The organism is Citrobacter sp. Colony219, from assembly GCF_019382635.1.
In the GTDB taxonomy this organism is placed as follows: Bacteria; Pseudomonadota; Gammaproteobacteria; order Enterobacterales; family Enterobacteriaceae; genus Citrobacter; species Citrobacter youngae.
Genome location: NZ_CP080033.1, coordinates 2,781,770 through 2,798,817 on the forward strand (window position 1 = coordinate 2,781,770; position 17,048 = coordinate 2,798,817).

Consider the following 17,048-nt stretch of genomic DNA (forward strand, 5'->3'; position numbering starts at 1 on the left):
TGCCCCGGTGTTTTCAGTCCCGTTTCATATTTTGCACCACCGCTCTAATTATTAAACCTTATTTTCAACAAGCACCGACAGTGTTTTTTATTGAAGAATACCATTTCATTAAATTTAAATGACGGTATAAATAGAAATCTGCAGTATGAATAATTCATTAGATATATTTTTATCATTATTTCTAATGAGGTTGATACTGATTATCTGGAGATGCTGGCGCTGAAGTCAGCGCCAGTTCTGGTTTTGAAGTGGTTAACGAAGGTTAACAGGAGGACGTACGCAATTAGTGCTTAACAATATACATAGTGCGACTGTATGCCACATCCTCTGGGTTGGTAATCGGATACCCTTTCAGCCACGGTTTAATTAAACGTCCGTTGGTGTACTGATAAATCGGCGCAATAGGTGCTTGTTCCATCAGAATTTTCTCCGCAGCGTTATAATCAGCATTCCGCGCTTTCTCTGTATTTTCCAGAGTAGCCTGGGTCAACACTTTATCGTATGCCGGATTATTAAAGCGGGAGATATTGCCCGTATGGGTCGATGTTAATAATGACAAGAACGTAGAAGGCTCATTGTAGTCGCCCACCCAGGAGGCACGGATAACATCAAAGTTGCCGGTATTACGACTATCAATATAGGTTTTCCACTCCTGGTTCTGTAGCCTCACATCCACGCCAAGATTTTTCTTCCACATGGAAGCCACAGCAATAGCAATCTTCTGATGGTTTTCAGAGGTGTTGTACAGCAGTGTGAGTTTAAGCGGTTTCTGCGGACCATAGCCCGCGGCACGCAGCAGCGTTTTCGCCTGGGCGTTAAGCTCTTCCTGACTCATTTGTTCAAACGGAGAAGGTTCCGGGATAAATCCTGCCGTCACATCCGGCGTAAAGTGCCAGGCGGGTTTTTCTCCAGTCCCTAATACTTTCTCCGCCATCAGACGACGATCGATAGTCATACTGAGCGCCAGACGCACGCGTGAATCGGCAGTCGGCCCTTTTTGCGTGTTAAATGCATAGTAATAAGTACCAAGCTGCGGCGGCGTATACACCTGGCCCGGAATATCCTTCAATAGCTTCTGATACATATTTTTCGGGAAGGACTCAGTAATATCAATATCGCCAGCAAGATAGCGTTTGGTCGCAGCAGACTCCTGGTTAATCGGCAGGAAAGTCACTTTTTGCAGCACCGTTTTGGCGTTGTCCCAATAATGTGTATTCGGCACAACTTCCAGTTTCTCGTTAACCACACGGTCTTTCAGCACATAGGCACCGTTACCGATAAGGTTGCCTGGCTTCGTCCACTCTTTACCGCTTTCGACATTGGTTTTTTGGACAGGATAAAACGCAAAGCTCGCTGTCAGGTTGGCAAACCAGGGTAGCGGTTTGTCCAACTGCACTTTGAAGGTATGCGCATCCACCGCGCTGACACCTAACTTATCGGGCGCGGCTTTGCCATCGATGATCGCCTGGGCATTGTTGATCCCTGCTAGCGCGGCAAACCAGGCAAACGGCGATAGTGTTTTCGGGTCAACCAGACGCTGCCAACTGTAGACAAAATCCTGTGCCGTTACCGGCGTGCCATCGGCCCATTGCGCATTATTGCGCAACGTAAACGTCCAGATACGGTTATCATTACTCTTCCACTGTGTGGCGACACCGGGAATAATCTCACCCTTTTCATTCTGGTTGACCAGCCCTTCGAATAAATCGCGAATAACCTGAATTTCTGGAAGCCCAACGGCTTTTGCCGGATCGAGTGACGCTGGCTCATCTTTTATATGACGCACCAGTTCTTGCTTTTCTGCCAGTACCGTCCCGCTGGGAACATCAGCAGCCCAGGATAATGAAATGCTGCTAACCAACAGCGCACAACAGGTTACTGAAACAGAATGCTGCATAAGATACCCTCAATTCCGGCTACTAAGTGAATGTGTAATTATTTGTATCGCCAGCAGGAAATGCAATTAACTTCCGACAGGAAAGTGATATTACACCTGAAAAGATAAGTGTGTGAAAACGATTTGATTATCCATACATTTTGCACAACACTGCGAGTAACTATCCCAGCATTCAGAGATGACTATGACCGTTACCCGCCCCCGTGCCGAGCGCGGCGCATTTCCGCCAGGAACCGAACATTACGGACGTTCACTATTGGGCGCGCCGCTAATCTGGTTCCCTGCACCGGCAGCCGATCGTGAAAGCGGCCTGATACTGGCGGGAACGCACGGCGACGAAAACTCCTCGGTCGTTACCCTTTCCTGCGCATTGCGTACGCTTAATCCCTCCCTGCGTCGCCATCATGTGGTGCTGGCGGTAAACCCTGACGGTTGCCAGTTGGGTCTGCGTGCAAATGCAAACGGCGTAGATCTTAACCGCAACTTTCCGGCGGCAAACTGGAAATCTGGTGAAACGGTATATCGTTGGAACAGCAGCGCAGAAGAGCGTGATGTGGTGTTATTGACTGGCGATCATCCGGGATCTGAGCCTGAGGCCCAGGCACTATGCCAACTTATTCACCACATTCATCCTGCATGGGTAGTTTCTTTCCACGATCCGCTGGCCTGTATTGAAGATCCCAGACACAGCGAATTAGGCGCGTGGCTGGCGCAGTCGTTCGAATTGCCGCTGGTAACCAGCGTCGGTTATGAAACGCCGGGCTCTTTTGGTAGCTGGTGCGCCGATCTAAACCTACATTGCATTACTGCAGAATTTCCGCCCATTTCATCGGATGAAGCGAGCGAAAAATACCTGCTGGCAATGTCTAATCTTTTGCGCTGGCATCCTTGAGATGAAGCTGTCCGGTTGTAAAATGCAAGGCAGGCTCCACGTCTCGGGCCAGCCACGTTGGGCCATCCAGATCGGCAAAGCTGACCTGTGGCGTAAGCGGCAATGCAGCGCCGATCGCCCTTGATGTACACAACATACAGCCCAACATGAGTGCAAATCCCTGCTCGCGGGCTTCGGTCGCCAGCGCCAGCGCTTCCGTCAGGCCGCCTGTTTTGTCGAGTTTGATATTGACCATTTCATAGCGTCCATGCAGCGCTTTCAGACTGCTGCGGGTATGGCAGCTTTCATCTGCACAGACAGGCAGCGGATGCACGAAATTCTCCAGCGCGGCATCATCATTAGCCGGCAGAGGCTGCTCCAGCATCGCAACGCCTAAATCCGCCATTAACTGGCAGCGTGCGGCCAGCCCTTCAGCACGCCAGGATTCATTAGCATCAACAATGATTGTCGCCTCAGGCACAGCCGCCCGGATCGCAACCATCCTTTCGCTGATTAAGTGTGCATCCAGTTTGACTTTCAGCAATCTGGCACCGTTATCCCATAGCGCAGTCGCGCTCGCCGCCATCTGCTCCGGCGTGCCGATCACGACGGTTTGCGCGGTCGTTACTGTTGCATCCAGTTCAGTACCAACGTAGTCGGCCAGAGACTGTTGTTGCTGACGCGCATTGAGATCCCAAAGCGCACAGTCAACGGCATTACGCGCCGCCCCCGCGGGCAGCAATGCCTGCAGCGCTTCACGCGTCACACCGTGTTCCAGTTGCGGCACAACACTCATGATTTGAGCCAGTACCGACGCATCGCTTTCGCCATAGCGAGGATAAGGCGTACATTCTCCAACGCCCTTTACACCATTCTCTTCCAGTTCAACCACCACCACATGCGCTTCGGTCCTGCTCCCGCGGGCAATCACAAAGGGAGTGTGTAACGGCCAGGCTTCCTCATACACCTTAACTGATCTCATTTGTTTTCCTTAATGCAGTCCCTGAAGCGGATATCCGCAAATAGCGTTTGCCGTGTTAACTGCTGATGGCATAAACTAGCCTTGACGTTAACTATATGTAAACAGGAAGATAACCATGTCACAAACCGTTCATTTCCAGGGCAACCCGGTTGCAGTTGCCGGCTCTATTCCTCAGGCTGGAAGCAAAGCCCAGGCTTTTACCCTTGTGGCTAAAGACCTGTCTGACGTTACTCTGGGCCAGTTCGCAGGCAAGCGCAAAGTGCTGAATATTTTCCCAAGCATCGATACCGGCGTGTGCGCGGCATCAGTACGTAAGTTTAACCAACTGGCGACAGAAATCGACAACACCGTCGTACTGTGCATTTCAGCCGATCTGCCATTCGCCCATTCTCGTTTTTGCGGCGCGGAAGGTCTGAGCAACGTTATCACGCTGTCCACCCTGCGTAACGCTGAATTCCTGAAAAACTACGGCGTTGAAATTGCCGAAGGTCCGCTGAAAGGTCTGGCTGCTCGTGCCGTTGTCGTTATCGACGAAAATGACAACATCGTGTTCAGCCAACTGGTCAATGAAATTACCAACGAGCCTGACTATGATGCAGCGTTGGCCGTGCTGAAAGCCTAAGTTGCCCTGAATACAAAAATGCCTCCGGATGGAGGCATTTTTATTTGCATCATTACTCTTCGTTTTTTTTCTGCTGACTCAGACCATACTCGCGTAACTTATTGGCGATCGCGGTATGTGAAACCCCCAGGCGTTTAGCCAGTTTACGCGTGCTGGGATAATTCATATAAAGCTGCGTCAACACGGAACGTTCAAAGCGGCTGGTGATCTCATCCAGCGACCCTTCCATCACCTCTTCTCCGACGGCAACTGTCGCTGCATCATAATCCGGCAATAAGATATCCTGCGGACGCAGTTCATAGCCCTCAAGCTGAGTTAACGCCCGATAGATAGCATTTTTAAGCTGACGCACATTGCCCGGCCAGCCGTAGCGGGTGAGCACCGTGCTGAGATCGGCAGACAACTTCGGACGCGGTACACCCTGCTCATCGGCAAAACGCGCCACAAACAGCTCTGTGAGTGGCATAATATCTTGTGGGCAATCGCGTAGCGGCGGCAGATTAAGCGTCAGGACATTCAGACGATAATAGAGATCTTCGCGGAAAAGACCTTTCTGCACCAGTTCCACCAGGTTCTTTTGCGTCGCGCAGATTACACGAACATCAACATGAACTTCATGATCTTCACCCACGCGACGGAACGTCCCGTCATTGAGGAAGCGCAGCAATTTCGTCTGCATGCGCGGCGACATTTCGCCAATCTCATCCAACAACACTGAACCGCCATTCGCCTGCTCGAAGAACCCTTTTTTACCTTCCGGGGCGTGACCAAACAGTTCGCTTTCTACCGCATCTTCAGGAATAGACGCGCAGTTCAGCGCCAGATAAGGTTTTGACGCACGTGGACTCGCCAGATGGCAGGCATGCGCAAAGAGATCTTTGCCCGTACCGGTATTCCCGGTGATCAGCAGCGGCGCACTCAGCGTCGCCAACTTGCGCGCCTGTTCAACAACGTGTTTCATTTTGGCGCTTACGGCAATAATCTGGCTGAATGCGCTCAGATCCTGGGTGGTCATGTTTTGCAATTGGCGGCCCATGCGGAGGGTAGAACGCAACATGACAACGGCACCGGTCAGCATTTGCTCCTGATTTTCGCCCTGCAAATGGACCGGCGTAATTTCCATCAGGAAGTTCTGTCCGTTAATCACCACATGTTCACTATGGGAATCCTGCGGATTACTTTCCAGCCAGCGCTGGAAGTTAAACCCATTAATGAGCTGTGCCGCCGTGTGGTTGCGCATCCGCTCCTGGGGATGGGCAAAAAGCTGGCAACTTGCCGGGTTTGCCATCTCCACTTTGCTTTTCATATCCAGAGAAAGAACGGGTTCAGGCAATGCTTCAAGCAACGCGCTAAGCGCCAGATGTTCGCGTTCGGAAGGCATCCAGGGCACGGTACGGACGTCCGTTACCCCTGCGATGCGGCGGATTTCAGCCATCAGGCTGCTGAAGTTAGTGAACTCCAGCTCCGCAAAATTAAGGTAAATTCGCCCGATGGGGTCAATCTCGATACCGCGTAAATCAATGCTTCTCAGCACCAGTAAATCGAGCAATTCGCGGGTCAGACCAAGACGGTCTTCACAAAAGACTTCCAAACGCATAGGAACCTTCACCTGGACAAGGGATTATGTATTAAATGATAAGCCAGTATTGGGTTAGCAGGAAGGACTCTGTCAACAAATATTGACAGCACGCTGGAAAATTGGGCGCCGGAGCGTAAAGTTATACGATCGGCACCCGTATTTACTCAACTTTCACGCGGGGATTTGTTCTTTTGTAAGGTCTCTTTCACCTGACCGATCAACTGACGGCGGAAATCCCCCAGTCGCGGTTTATCATCATCAATCCACGGTAATGGACGGCACAGCTCCATCGCTTTAATCCCCAGACGCGCTGTTAACAAGCCCGCGCCAATACCCTGCGCGGCACGCGTGGATAACCGGGCCGCTAAATCCTGCGACATCCAGTCCATCCCCACTTCCCGCACCAACTCGCTGGCCCCGGCAAAAGCGATATTTAACAGTACCAGACGAAACAGGCGCAGGCGGCTGTAATAGCCGAGTTCGATGCCATACAGCGTAGCTATACGGTTAATCAACCGCAGATTTCGCCAGGCAATAAACGCCATATCCACCAACGCTAACGGGCTGACGGCAATCATCAGCGTGGATTCCGCCGCAGAACGACTGATCTCACGTCGTGCTTGCGCATCCAGCACTGGCTGCACCAGGTGGGCATACAGGCTCACAACTTCCCTATCATTCTGCGTTTCATGGATAGAGGCATACCAGCGTTGTAGCGCAGGATGAGACTGATCGATACCCGCCTGTTGTGCCAACTTTTCACAAAATGCGCGGCCTTTTCCGGTTCCGTGACTGTGTAACAGATCACGCGCTTCATCACGCTCGTGTGCGCGTTGACGCAAACGCCACAGCCGACGCCACTCGGTTGCCACCGACCCAACGCCTGCGCCAATAATCAGCGCACCCGCAGCACAGCCCCCCAGCGCGACCCAGTCCTGAGTCTGCCAGGCGTTCATGGTCCACTGCACACCCTGAGCGACAACGCTTACGCCAAACAGTGCCAGCCCGCCCATCACCATCTTGCGCCACAGACTGCGTTTAGGGCGAAGGGCCGCATCAACAACGGCTTCTGCCTGACCTTCGTCTTCCAGTGGTTCATCCACTGTCGCCGGAGAAAAAGTCTGCGCCTCCGTATCCTTGAACATTTGCTGTGCTTTAAATGCCGTGTTTGGTTCCACTTCCAGTGGACCTGAGAAATCGATACGCGGTTTTAACGGCTCGCTCATCGCAATTTATCTCCTATTAAAAACTCCAGCGCGGCATCCAGGCGAATATGCGGTAAGGGTTTATCTACATCCATGACCTGCGGGCGAAAGGCTTCAAACTGGAAACCCTGGCGATCCCAAAAAGCCTGGCCCGGTAAACGCGCAGGGACTTCTCCCGGATAGACGGTCAACGGCTCGCCGTCGCTCAGGCGATTGCCGCGCAACGCGGGGATCTTCTCGCCCTTCACATCAATCAGGCCGCTGGTGGTTGCCTGCACCGATGCCAGTCCCAGACAGTCCATACTGATGCCTTCAAACGCAGCATTTTGCCAGGCGTCCTGAATCAATTGCTGCAACAACGACACCATATTGGCATGTTGATCGACCGTAACGTGGTCGGCCTTGGTGGCAGCGAACAGCAACTTATCGATTACCGGCGAGAACAACCGGCGGAACAACGTGCGCTGACCATAATGAAAACTTTGCATCAGTTGTGTCAGCGCCAGTCGCATATCGTTAAACGCCTGTGGTCCGCTGTTAAGCGGTTGCAGGCAATCGACCAGCACAATTTGGCGATCAAAGCGCAGGAAGTGATTCTTGTAGAACCCTTTCACGACCTTTTCGCAGTAGTAATTAAACCTGTCGCGTAACATACCTGCGTTGGTATGTTTATCCGCCTGTGCCAGTTTTGACTCACCAAAAGCATCAACATCCGGCCACGGGAAAAATTGCAGCGCAGGTGCGCCAGCCATGTCCCCCGGCAGCACAAAGCGCCCGGGCTGAATGAAATGCAATCCCTGCTGTTTGCACTGATGCAGATAATCTGTCCACGCCGCGGCGATTTCCGCCAGACGGTTTTCGTCAGCAGGCGCCAGCGGGTCAAGCCCCTCGCATAGCTGCCGCCATCTGGCCGACCATTCACCTCGCTGGCCCTGCAATAATCCGGTCATTTGCCGTGACCAGCCAAGGTAATCCTGGGCCAGCATCGGTAAATCGAGCAGCCACTCCCCCGGATAATCGACGATCTCCAGGTACAACGTGGACGTATCTTTAAAGTGACGCAGCAAAGAATCGTTGGATTTGTAGCGCAACGCCAGGCGAATTTCACTGACGCCACGCGTTGGCGTCGGCCAGGTTGGCGGAGAGCCATAAAGCTGCGCCAGTCCCTCATCATAGGTAAAGCGCGGAATACCAAAATCGCGCTGAGGAACCCGCTTTACGCCAAGCAGACGCTCTTCACGCACACAACTGAGCAACGGCAGGCGCGCACCGGCATGAATATTGAGTAACTGGTTTACCATTGCGGTAATAAACGCTGTTTTACCGCTGCGGCTAAGTCCGGTGACAGCCAGGCGCAGATGCCGATCTACGCCGCGATTAACCAGCGAGTTGAGTTCATTTTTAAGTCGCTTCATCGCCATCCCGTTATGCTGAAGGAACCGAAGAAATTATAACAAACAGGGAGCAAACATAAGGTTTAATACTGAGTTATCAACTCCCTGAAAGAAATCAGGCGACATCATTCATGTCGCCTTTAGCCAAAAGAAAGCATGCGGATTATTTATTCTCTACTTTAGGAAGATTAATCCCGCTAATACCGCCTTCGTTGGTTACCTGTGTATAGCCCATCCCGGTCAGCATATCTTTTGCCATCCCGGATTGACGACCTGAGTTGCAATACAACTTCACGGTGTCGGTCTTATCAGGGACTTCTGCCGCAATTCGTGCCTGCAAATCCTTTAAAGGGATGTTGATGGCCCCCTGAAGGTGTTCCTGCTGATATTGTTCAGGAACACGAACATCAATCCAGTGCTCGGCCGCAAATACCGGCATCCCGATGACCAGCGCTAGCGCGAATACTCCTTTTTTCAACATAGTATCGTTCCGTTAAATGATGGAAAGTCACCTAACACTATATACTTGATCTTAAGGAAATATTGCGAGCATGCTATCACTGGCCGTAGCGTTGGGAAATTTTCCTGGCAACCTTGCTCAATAATGGCTCCAGTACCAACACCAGCAACATTTTTAACGGACGGCGGGCCACTGATTTCACCGCCCACCCCGCAACACCTGCGGGGCCGTAGCGAAGCGCAGTCAAAAGTACCAGCTTGCCTGCTATTTTAAAGCCCGGCTTAACCCTTTGCCCGGCACGTTGCCAGCGATTATTCATTTCAATCCTCACAATTGACGGAAACGACTGCGCAATGTGAAGGTGTCCGATGTCACATAACGCTCCATTTCACGCAAACGCTTTTCACTCGCGGCCAGTTCACGATCGACGGAATCTAGCAGTTCCCCGCTTGATGGCTGTTGGTCGCCGGATACGACGTTGTCCGGCATTGGGTCCAGCACAAACGTCAACACGATATAGGCAACTACGGTGAAAAAGGCCAGACCAAAAAAGACTGACAGTACCACCAGGATCCTTACCAGCTTCACGGGGACATCAAGATAGTGCGCAATACCAGCACAGACCCCTTTAACCATGCCCTGCTGCGGGATACGCCACAGCTTTTTGTTCAGGTTAACGCCCCCCATTAGCGGTCCCTCCAGTTTGGATGTTCGGCATCAAGGATATCTTCCAGCGCCTGAATACGTTCACGCATACGCTGTGCATCATTGTTGAGCTCTACCAGACGTTGCTGATCGCTTTGCGACAGTTCACCACGGCTGGAACGATTGCTGTAATGCAGCCACAGCCAGATCGGCAAAACGAACAGCACAAAGATAGTTAACGGAATGGCCAGAAATAGCGCGCTCATGAGTACTCCTTACAGGTGATGAGCGGCGGCGCGTTCGGGCACCGCCAGATGTTATTATTGCTTGTCTTGCTGCATTTTGGCTTTAAGCTGCGCCAGCTGCTCGCTGATTTCATCATCTGCTTTCAGGTCAGCAAATTGCTGATCCAGAGATTTTTGCTTACCGAAGTTATGGCTTTCGGCTTCCGCTTCCATCTGATCAATACGGCGCTCAAAAGATTCGAAGCGGGCCATTGCTTCATCCAGTTTGCCGCTATCCAACTGACGACGGACATCACGAGAAGAACTCGCCGCCTGATGACGCAACATCAATGCCTGCTGACGAGCCCGGGTTTCACTGAGTTTATTTTCCAGCTCACCAATCTCTTTTTTCATCCGCGCCAGCGTATCGTCAACCAGCGTCACTTCATGCTCCAGAGAGGCAATTAAATCGGTCAGTTTCTGCTTTTCAATTAATGCAGAACGCGCCAGATCTTCTTTCTCTTTACGCAGCGCCAGCTCAGCTTTTTCTTGCCACTCCGCCTGCTGCGCACTGGCCTGTTCAATCCGGCGGGACAGCTGTTTTTTTTCTGCCAGTGCACGCGCTGAGTTAGATCGAACCTCAACCAGCGTGTCTTCCATTTCCTGAATCATCAACCGCACCAGTTTCTGCGGATCTTCGGCCTTTTCCAGCAACGCATTAATATTGGCGTTCACGATGTCGGCAAAACGAGAAAAAATACCCATAATGTAATCCTCACTTACTGTTCTGATATCGGGCAATGCCCTGCTGCTTCCATAATGCACTTGTCGTGCCAACTTTTTTATATTATTGATTTTAAAGATAATATCTAATTTTACCTGACGAGATAATTAGGGTAAATTGGTGAATAACACTAACAAATGGTGAATTTCATCATGGCAGGATACAAAGATACTCTTCTGGGGGAAGCAAACAGCTTCATTGAAGTGCTGGAACAAGTCTCCCATCTGGCCCCCCTGGAAAAACCCGTGCTGGTTATCGGTGAGCGTGGCACAGGAAAAGAGTTAATCGCCAACCGTCTGCACTACCTTTCCACTCGTTGGCAAGGACCGTTTATTTCTCTTAATTGTGCGGCGCTGAACGAAAATTTACTCGATTCCGAACTCTTCGGCCATGAAGCTGGCGCTTTTACCGGAGCGCAAAAACGCCATCCTGGCCGCTTCGAGCGCGCCGACGGTGGCACACTTTTTCTTGATGAACTGGCAACCGCACCGATGTTGGTACAGGAGAAATTGCTGCGCGTTATTGAGTATGGAGAGCTCGAGCGCGTAGGCGGTAGCCAGCCGCTGCAGGTTAACGTGCGCCTGGTCTGTGCCACCAATGCCGACTTACCGAGAATGGTCAGTGAAGGTACTTTCCGCGCAGACCTGTTGGATAGACTGGCCTTTGATGTCGTGCAACTTCCACCTTTACGGGAGCGTAAAAGCGACATCATGTTGATGGCCGAACATTTTGCGATTCAAATGTGCCGCGAGATTGGATTACCGCTGTTTCCCGGTTTTAGCACACAAGCCAGAGAAACACTTCTCCACTATCGCTGGCCGGGCAATATCCGCGAATTGAAAAACGTTGTTGAACGCTCGGTATACCGACATGGTACCAGCGATTATCCGCTGGACGAGGTAGTGATAGATCCGTTTAAGCGCCACACTACAGACGTTCAGCAGCAGGAAACCCACTCTACAGCGGCAACGTTACCGCTGGATCTGCGCGCATTCCAGCAACAGCAAGAAAAGACGTTTCTGCAAACCAGCCTACAACAGGCAAAATTTAACCAGAAAAAGGCCGCCGAACTGCTTGGGCTGACGTACCATCAGCTCCGCGCGTTGCTTAAAAAACACCAGATTTAACGATGCATTACCAACCGTTAAGCGCCTTCATGTGCAAAATCCTCCACAAAGCACATTGAAATAGTACCGTTTAACGGTTCCCACATATCATCAATCTTGCATAAGTTTCATACTGACCCATAATGAATGAACGTTCATTCACATAATCACTACAAGGCGACCAACACGGATACGCCTTGAGGATCCTCTTTAGAAACTGACAGCAGGTAAATTATGGCTAAAAAAACGCTTCGACTTTCCTTCCCCCAGTGGCAGGGAGGCAACAATCCCCCCTATCATCTCGGATCACTTCTGTTGTCCTTTCTCTCGCCTGAAGCGAAAGGCCCCGTCGAGGATGTTCCGGTTGCTTTACCTGAAAGCGAGCCGCTGAGTGTAATAGATGGCATTACTGGTAAACCACAGATTCTTAAACAGTTGAACGATGCGGTGACGCGTATTGAAAAACACGATCCCGACGCGATTGTCGTATTGGGCGGTGACTGCCTGGTTTCTTTGGTGCCCTTCGCGCATCTGCTGAATAAGTACGGTGATAAGCTGGGCGTGCTTTGGATCGACTCTCACCCCGACGTGCAGACGGCTGAACAGTATCCAAATGCGCATGCCCATGTACTTGGCGCACTGATTGGCACGGGCGATAAAGATTTAGTGGACCACGTCACACACAAGGTTTCGCCGTCAAAAATTATGATTGCCGGCATTCACAATCCACTGATATACGAAAGCGACTATCTGGCCCATCACCGGATTGCGACGGCTGGCCCTGATGATGTCAAAAACGGTGCCAACGAGGTTATGGAATGGATTGCCCGCGAACACATTGAATATCTGGCGATTCATATTGATCTGGATGTTCTGGACCCGTCACTTTTCCGTTCTGTTTTGTTCGCCAAACCAGGCCGAGGGGAACATGATTTTGGCGATGTGCCCGAGGGTAAGCTGACTATTGAAGAGGTGCTTAAACTGGTTAATCTTGCCACTGCAAACGCCGAGGCCGTCGGGCTTACCATTGCTGAACATCTGCCGTGGGATATGGTGAACCTGAAGAACATGCTCAGTGCATTACCTCTCATGAAGTAACGCAAGATATCGATAAATCTCATCGCTGGTTCCAGGCCTCAAAGCACGGTAAAGTTTCGCCATAGATTCAAAGATAAAGGTCGATATGCTAAAGAATACTGAAACCTACCATAAGCTTATTACCGCTGCCGCAGCCTGTTTTGCTGAGAAAGGATTCAATGCAACCAGCGTGCGCGAAATTTCCACGCGTGCAGGTATCAGCCAGGGAGCCATGTACACTTACTTCAAAAGTAAGGATGAGCTTATTCGGGCAATCGTTCTGGAAGAGCAAAACACTGCGCTGGCTGCCCATAATGAGCCCTGTAGCGGATCGTTTTTTGATCGTCTTTGCAAGCAGGTCGTTTCTTGCATAAGCGATGTCGGTTACCCTGTCACGCACAACCTTTGGATAGAGATCATGGCCGAATCGGCACGCAACCCGGAACTGAGGGAAGCGTTTATCGCCAGTGATAACATCATGCGACAAAGCATTGCGGGAATAATTGCGCAAGGTATCGCCGCAGGAGAGTTTCGTCGGGATATTAACCCACAAGCGATAACCATCATTCTGTTTGCATTTATTGACGGACTGATTGCACGTAAGGCTATTAACCCTGCGTTCTCATTGGAAACAGATGTACCAGCGTTCCCTGATTTAATGTCAAAGTTGCTTAAATAAAATACTTCCCGAGCCTGCTTTCTGATCTTTCCCCTGCCCACTTCGCGCCAGAAGTGGGCATTGCGGGTGTCAACACAATCAATACATAAAGTATCAATTTATACAATTGTCGGTGAATTGCAGCTGAACTCCCGACCACGAGTAAAAGCAAAAAATCATTTCTGCGCACTCATCATTCCTGCCCGACCTCACAGCCATAAATCCTAGCGTTATACAAGCATTTCAGCAGGTATGCCGATCGTTTTACGTCGTCCACAGGGCCATGTAGTTGAAAAAAGAGACTGGATGCCAGGATGACGATGGTGTATAAAATAATACAAACAGTATTATTTTATACTAAATGAATTATCAATACTTAAGCTGGAGATTGAACCATGCCCACCAATATTACCCAGAACACAACGACGGATAGCTTCCCGCCAGCAGGCCATTACTCACATAGTGTGACTGCCGGAGGATTCGTTTTCATTTCTGGACAGCTACCTGTCACGACTAATGGCGAAAGAAAAGCGGAAGCTTCTTTTGAAGAACAGACCAGACTGGCTCTACAGAATGTTGATGCTTGTCTGGCAGGAGCCGGCGTTTCTCGTCAGCACCTGGTATCGGTTCGCGTCTATGTCACGGACATTAATCAGTGGCCGACGTTTAATCGGATCTACGGCGAATGGATCGGTGATTCCCGTCCAGCCCGTGCTGTCGCTGGCGTTGCAGAGCTTCATTACGGCTTTGCCGTAGAAATTGAAGCCATTGCGTTAGCACAACAAGTGTGACTATTAACTGCTACAGGTGAACAACAATGACTGAAATGACACTACCTGATTACCACGATGTTGCCGCGGCCGCTGAGCGTATCGCAGGTTATGCGAACAAGACACCGGTTATGACATCACGAACGGTGAATGAAGAGTTTGGTGCTGACGTTTTCTTCAAATGCGAAAACTTCCAGCGGATGGGGGCATTTAAGTTTCGCGGCGCGATGAATGCTTTGCGCCAGTTTACACCAGAACAGAGAGCAGCCGGCGTCGTGGCTTTTTCATCCGGAAACCATGCTCAGGCAATTGCCCTGTCCGCAAAATTACTGGGTATTCCGGCGACAATTATCATGCCGCACGATGCGCCAGCCGCTAAGGTTGCTGCCACGAAAGGGTATGGCGGACATGTCGTGATGTACGACCGTTATACTGAAGATCGTGAAAAAATTGGCCGGGATCTGGCAGAAAAACAGGGACTAACGCTGATCCCACCTTACGATCACCCGCACGTTATTGCAGGCCAGGGTACTGCCACGAAAGAACTGATTGAAGAAGTTGGTGCTCTGGATGCCCTTTTTGTTTGTCTGGGTGGTGGCGGTCTTCTATCTGGTTCCGCACTGGCCGCGCGACACTTGTCCCCTGATTGTCTTATCTATGGTGTGGAACCTGAGGCAGGCAACGACGGTCAACAGTCGTTTCGCAGTGGCAAAATTGTGCACATCGATACGCCGAAAACCATTGCAGATGGCGCGCAAACCCAACATCTAGGACAGCATACCTTTCCACTGATCCAGAAACATGTTAACGATATTCTGACGGTTTCAGATGATGAATTAATTGCCGCAATGAAATTTATCGCGGAACGAATGAAAATGGTCGTGGAGCCAACAGGCTGCCTTGGTTTTGCCGCCGCGAGAGCGCGAAAAGCAGGCCTTCGGGGAAAGAGAATCGGCATTATCATCAGCGGTGGCAATGTTGATATCAACCGCTACAGTGAATTCCTTGCAGGGTAATCTCATTAAGGTATCTGCGGTGCGGATACCTTATCGCTATACGCCTGTTCCAGTCTGGAAAAGAAGCCCCAGGACGCTGTAAACTGGCCGCCATAATGGCAACAGGCATCACTGCAGGAGACTGGCATGCCAAAAACCGACGATAACTCGCTACTCAATCAAATTGAAACCATCGCCAAAGGACTGAGCGATACCTTCTCTCCGTTTTGCGAGGTTGTGGTTCATGACCTCAAGAACCCTGAGCATGCGATCTTATCCATACATAATAATCTGTCCGGTCGCAAAGCTGGCCAGCCCGCAACGGAGCTTGGACTGGCGCGGATCGCATCACCTGATTTTCCTAGCATCGTTGCCAACTACAGCAATCAGTTTGCTGATGGTCGCCCGGTAAAAAGTACCTCTATTGGCATCAAGGACGAACAAGGCAAATACATCGCGGCGCTATGCCTGAATGTTGATATGACGCTATTTCGCGGGATGCAGAGTGCGCTTGCACGGTTTACTGAAACCGAGTGCTCACCTGTCAGCGAACACCTCGATCCTGGCAGTAATGAAGTGATTCGCCAGCGTATTGATAACTTTGCGGCTGAACGTGCAACAACGGCGCGAGCGCTGAAAACAGAAGACAGAAAGGTACTGATTCAACAATTGCGTAAGGAAGGTTTACTGAACGTACGAAAATCCATGGATACGGTGGCGCAGCATCTGGGAGTGTCCAGAGCAACCGCATACCTGTACGCCCGTCAGGCTAACGCTATCGGCGAATAAGTTGGTCGTTTGACTGGCGAGCAGCGAACTTCACGCATTGCGATCTGACCAATTCTGAACTGGGTGATTTAGATATTCGGGGCGTCGATTTACAAGGCGTTAAGATAGATAGTTACCAGGCCTCGTTGATCATGGAACGGCCTGGGCGGTTAGCCCTGGTTAATCAAGCCCGCAATACACCTAGGAGCGGTGAATCCCCGCCCCCTACGTATCTGTTCTGTTACCCTTCAGGCATTGCTGAAGAGTGGTGGGTGGAAATTTTCCACGCCTTCCCATCCCATGCGTAAGTAAACGTATAACGGGCCGAAACAGTCGATTTGTCTGCGAAGGTGAAGGTATAGGTACCAGCATCAATCGCCTTATTACAGCCAAGACGAATGGTACGACTGTCAATTTTCCCGGTCGGTTTCTTTGCCAGAAAATGTTCAAAATAATCCTCACGCTCAGCATCTGTTAAGCGGGCTTTATTTGACACCGTGGGAAGTAATACTGCATCACTAAGATAATTTTCAGATACTGTCTTCGCGTTACCCGTTTTCAGTGATTCATTCCACTTGTCGAATAGCGCTTCGATTTGCGCTTTGTTCACCTTCACACATTCTGGGGCCGGAGTCGCAAAAACGGGGCCCGATAAAAGGATCAGTGAACAAGCAAAACCAAGTAATTGCTTCATAGTAATCATTCCATTAATGGTTAGATGGCCACAAGAAGGTCATTGATAACCGGATAGTCAAATCACCTGTAATAACCAATAGAAACCATTAACATACGCCGGGTGTAGAAAATAAAGACGTTAAATAAATGAGTAATTAATACAATGAAATAATTAGATATTTTGGCATTGATGCTCTGTATTTAACATAACCCACTACCTGAATGATTATAGTTCAGCATGCATATGATTTCTGTCCCCCTTCCCGAATCTCTTTAACGCTATCCCTTCCTTACGTTTCGGTACTTGCGACACCCCAGCACATAAATTTGGCATAG

The 17,048-nt window shown here is 50.4% G+C and carries 19 protein-coding genes and 1 pseudogene; 9 read left to right on the forward strand and 11 right to left on the reverse strand.

The features are described from left to right. Positions 1–283: 283 nt before the first annotated feature. Positions 284–1,897: a murein tripeptide ABC transporter substrate-binding protein MppA gene (mppA, locus tag JTI85_RS12395; RefSeq protein WP_061067990.1), complete on the reverse strand. Its 1,614-nt coding sequence runs from the start codon at positions 1,895–1,897 to the stop codon at positions 284–286. Between the two features lie 184 nt (positions 1,898–2,081). Here mppA and mpaA point away from each other — a divergent pair, with 184 nt between their 5' ends. Beyond that, positions 2,082–2,789 carry a murein tripeptide amidase MpaA gene (gene mpaA, locus JTI85_RS12400; protein WP_219351575.1) on the forward strand — a complete coding sequence of 236 codons (708 nt, stop codon included), beginning with the start codon at positions 2,082–2,084 and terminating at the stop codon, positions 2,787–2,789. Here mpaA and ycjG read toward each other — a convergent pair. Next, positions 2,764–3,750 (reverse strand): L-Ala-D/L-Glu epimerase, encoded by a 987-nt coding sequence (gene ycjG, locus JTI85_RS12405; protein WP_115601986.1) that lies wholly within the window; start codon positions 3,748–3,750, stop codon positions 2,764–2,766. The two genes, mpaA and ycjG, sit on opposite strands and share 26 nt — an antisense overlap. A gap of 115 nt (positions 3,751–3,865) precedes the next feature. On the opposite strand from ycjG, the gene tpx reads away from it, so the two are divergent. Further along, positions 3,866–4,372, forward strand: a complete 507-nt coding sequence (gene tpx / locus JTI85_RS12410) for a thiol peroxidase (protein WP_040230898.1) — start codon at positions 3,866–3,868, stop codon at positions 4,370–4,372. A 52-nt stretch (positions 4,373–4,424) separates the two neighbouring features. On the opposite strand, the gene tyrR is transcribed toward tpx, so the two are convergent. From tyrR to pspA, 8 genes are all read right to left on the reverse strand, one after another. After that, positions 4,425–5,969: a transcriptional regulator TyrR gene (gene tyrR, locus JTI85_RS12415; protein ID WP_061067993.1), complete on the reverse strand. Its 1,545-nt coding sequence runs from the start codon at positions 5,967–5,969 to the stop codon at positions 4,425–4,427. Between the two features lie 146 nt (positions 5,970–6,115). Continuing rightward, a complete protein-coding gene (locus tag JTI85_RS12420) occupies positions 6,116–7,177 on the reverse strand; it encodes a YcjF family protein (protein WP_219351577.1) in 1,062 nt (353 codons plus the stop codon). Continuing rightward, positions 7,174–8,571 (reverse strand): YcjX family protein, encoded by a 1,398-nt coding sequence (locus tag JTI85_RS12425; protein ID WP_048212579.1) that lies wholly within the window; start codon positions 8,569–8,571, stop codon positions 7,174–7,176. Before JTI85_RS12425 ends, JTI85_RS12420 begins: the two co-directional genes overlap by 4 nt. A gap of 142 nt (positions 8,572–8,713) precedes the next feature. Next, on the reverse strand, positions 8,714–9,031 hold the full coding sequence (gene pspE, locus JTI85_RS12430) for a thiosulfate sulfurtransferase PspE (protein ID WP_101742271.1): 318 nt from the start codon (positions 9,029–9,031) through the stop codon (positions 8,714–8,716). A 76-nt stretch (positions 9,032–9,107) separates the two neighbouring features. Further along, on the reverse strand, positions 9,108–9,329 hold the full coding sequence (gene pspD / locus JTI85_RS12435; RefSeq protein ID WP_040230893.1) for a phage shock protein PspD: 222 nt from the start codon (positions 9,327–9,329) through the stop codon (positions 9,108–9,110). A gap of 8 nt (positions 9,330–9,337) precedes the next feature. Beyond that, on the reverse strand, positions 9,338–9,697 hold the full coding sequence (pspC, locus tag JTI85_RS12440) for an envelope stress response membrane protein PspC (protein WP_048211520.1): 360 nt from the start codon (positions 9,695–9,697) through the stop codon (positions 9,338–9,340). Then, positions 9,697–9,921: an envelope stress response membrane protein PspB gene (pspB, locus tag JTI85_RS12445; protein ID WP_048211519.1), complete on the reverse strand. Its 225-nt coding sequence runs from the start codon at positions 9,919–9,921 to the stop codon at positions 9,697–9,699. Before pspB ends, pspC begins: the two co-directional genes overlap by 1 nt. Before the next feature lie 54 nt (positions 9,922–9,975). Further along, on the reverse strand, positions 9,976–10,644 hold the full coding sequence (gene pspA, locus JTI85_RS12450; protein WP_003020532.1) for a phage shock protein PspA: 669 nt from the start codon (positions 10,642–10,644) through the stop codon (positions 9,976–9,978). A gap of 156 nt (positions 10,645–10,800) precedes the next feature. On the opposite strand from pspA, the gene pspF reads away from it, so the two are divergent. The 7 genes and pseudogenes from pspF to JTI85_RS12485 form a co-directional block, all read left to right on the forward strand. After that, complete coding sequence (pspF, locus tag JTI85_RS12455; RefSeq protein WP_161958607.1) at positions 10,801–11,790, forward strand: phage shock protein operon transcriptional activator; 990 nt, start codon at positions 10,801–10,803, stop codon at positions 11,788–11,790. A gap of 213 nt (positions 11,791–12,003) precedes the next feature. Beyond that, positions 12,004–12,867: an arginase family protein gene (locus JTI85_RS12460; protein WP_115643346.1), complete on the forward strand. Its 864-nt coding sequence runs from the start codon at positions 12,004–12,006 to the stop codon at positions 12,865–12,867. A gap of 85 nt (positions 12,868–12,952) precedes the next feature. Beyond that, complete coding sequence (locus tag JTI85_RS12465; RefSeq protein WP_061067996.1) at positions 12,953–13,525, forward strand: TetR/AcrR family transcriptional regulator; 573 nt, start codon at positions 12,953–12,955, stop codon at positions 13,523–13,525. A gap of 374 nt (positions 13,526–13,899) precedes the next feature. Further along, a complete protein-coding gene (locus JTI85_RS12470) occupies positions 13,900–14,295 on the forward strand; it encodes a RidA family protein (RefSeq protein ID WP_199954026.1) in 396 nt (131 codons plus the stop codon). 26 nt (positions 14,296–14,321) lie between these two features. After that, on the forward strand, positions 14,322–15,290 hold the full coding sequence (locus JTI85_RS12475) for a threo-3-hydroxy-L-aspartate ammonia-lyase (RefSeq protein ID WP_101742274.1): 969 nt from the start codon (positions 14,322–14,324) through the stop codon (positions 15,288–15,290). Between the two features lie 126 nt (positions 15,291–15,416). Continuing rightward, on the forward strand, positions 15,417–16,058 hold the full coding sequence (locus tag JTI85_RS12480; protein ID WP_048211512.1) for a transcriptional regulator: 642 nt from the start codon (positions 15,417–15,419) through the stop codon (positions 16,056–16,058). Between the two features lie 5 nt (positions 16,059–16,063). Further along, positions 16,064–16,204: pseudogene (locus tag JTI85_RS12485) on the forward strand (pentapeptide repeat-containing protein); the annotation flags it as partial. Between the two features lie 74 nt (positions 16,205–16,278). Here JTI85_RS12485 and JTI85_RS12490 read toward each other — a convergent pair. Then, positions 16,279–16,731: an SgcJ/EcaC family oxidoreductase gene (locus JTI85_RS12490; RefSeq protein WP_048211511.1), complete on the reverse strand. Its 453-nt coding sequence runs from the start codon at positions 16,729–16,731 to the stop codon at positions 16,279–16,281. Positions 16,732–17,048 lie beyond the last annotated feature (317 nt).

Coding starts and splice junctions, on each gene's coding strand:
- ycjG (WP_115601986.1), bottom strand. CDS start 3,750: ATGAGATCAGTTAAGGTGTATGAGGAAGCCTGGCCGTTACACACTCCC.
- pspA (WP_003020532.1), bottom strand. CDS start 10,644: ATGGGTATTTTTTCTCGTTTTGCCGACATCGTGAACGCCAATATTAAT.
- pspD (WP_040230893.1), bottom strand. CDS start 9,329: ATGAATAATCGCTGGCAACGTGCCGGGCAAAGGGTTAAGCCGGGCTTT.
- JTI85_RS12470 (WP_199954026.1), top strand. CDS start 13,900: ATGCCCACCAATATTACCCAGAACACAACGACGGATAGCTTCCCGCCA.
- mpaA (WP_219351575.1), top strand. CDS start 2,082: ATGACCGTTACCCGCCCCCGTGCCGAGCGCGGCGCATTTCCGCCAGGA.
- JTI85_RS12480 (WP_048211512.1), top strand. CDS start 15,417: ATGCCAAAAACCGACGATAACTCGCTACTCAATCAAATTGAAACCATC.
- mppA (WP_061067990.1), bottom strand. CDS start 1,897: ATGCAGCATTCTGTTTCAGTAACCTGTTGTGCGCTGTTGGTTAGCAGC.
- tpx (WP_040230898.1), top strand. CDS start 3,866: ATGTCACAAACCGTTCATTTCCAGGGCAACCCGGTTGCAGTTGCCGGC.
- pspB (WP_048211519.1), bottom strand. CDS start 9,921: ATGAGCGCGCTATTTCTGGCCATTCCGTTAACTATCTTTGTGCTGTTC.
- JTI85_RS12460 (WP_115643346.1), top strand. CDS start 12,004: ATGGCTAAAAAAACGCTTCGACTTTCCTTCCCCCAGTGGCAGGGAGGC.
- pspF (WP_161958607.1), top strand. CDS start 10,801: ATGGTGAATTTCATCATGGCAGGATACAAAGATACTCTTCTGGGGGAA.
- JTI85_RS12475 (WP_101742274.1), top strand. CDS start 14,322: ATGACTGAAATGACACTACCTGATTACCACGATGTTGCCGCGGCCGCT.
- JTI85_RS12420 (WP_219351577.1), bottom strand. CDS start 7,177: ATGAGCGAGCCGTTAAAACCGCGTATCGATTTCTCAGGTCCACTGGAA.
- pspE (WP_101742271.1), bottom strand. CDS start 9,031: ATGTTGAAAAAAGGAGTATTCGCGCTAGCGCTGGTCATCGGGATGCCG.
- JTI85_RS12425 (WP_048212579.1), bottom strand. CDS start 8,571: ATGAAGCGACTTAAAAATGAACTCAACTCGCTGGTTAATCGCGGCGTA.
- pspC (WP_048211520.1), bottom strand. CDS start 9,697: ATGGGGGGCGTTAACCTGAACAAAAAGCTGTGGCGTATCCCGCAGCAG.
- tyrR (WP_061067993.1), bottom strand. CDS start 5,969: ATGCGTTTGGAAGTCTTTTGTGAAGACCGTCTTGGTCTGACCCGCGAA.
- JTI85_RS12490 (WP_048211511.1), bottom strand. CDS start 16,731: ATGAAGCAATTACTTGGTTTTGCTTGTTCACTGATCCTTTTATCGGGC.
- JTI85_RS12465 (WP_061067996.1), top strand. CDS start 12,953: ATGCTAAAGAATACTGAAACCTACCATAAGCTTATTACCGCTGCCGCA.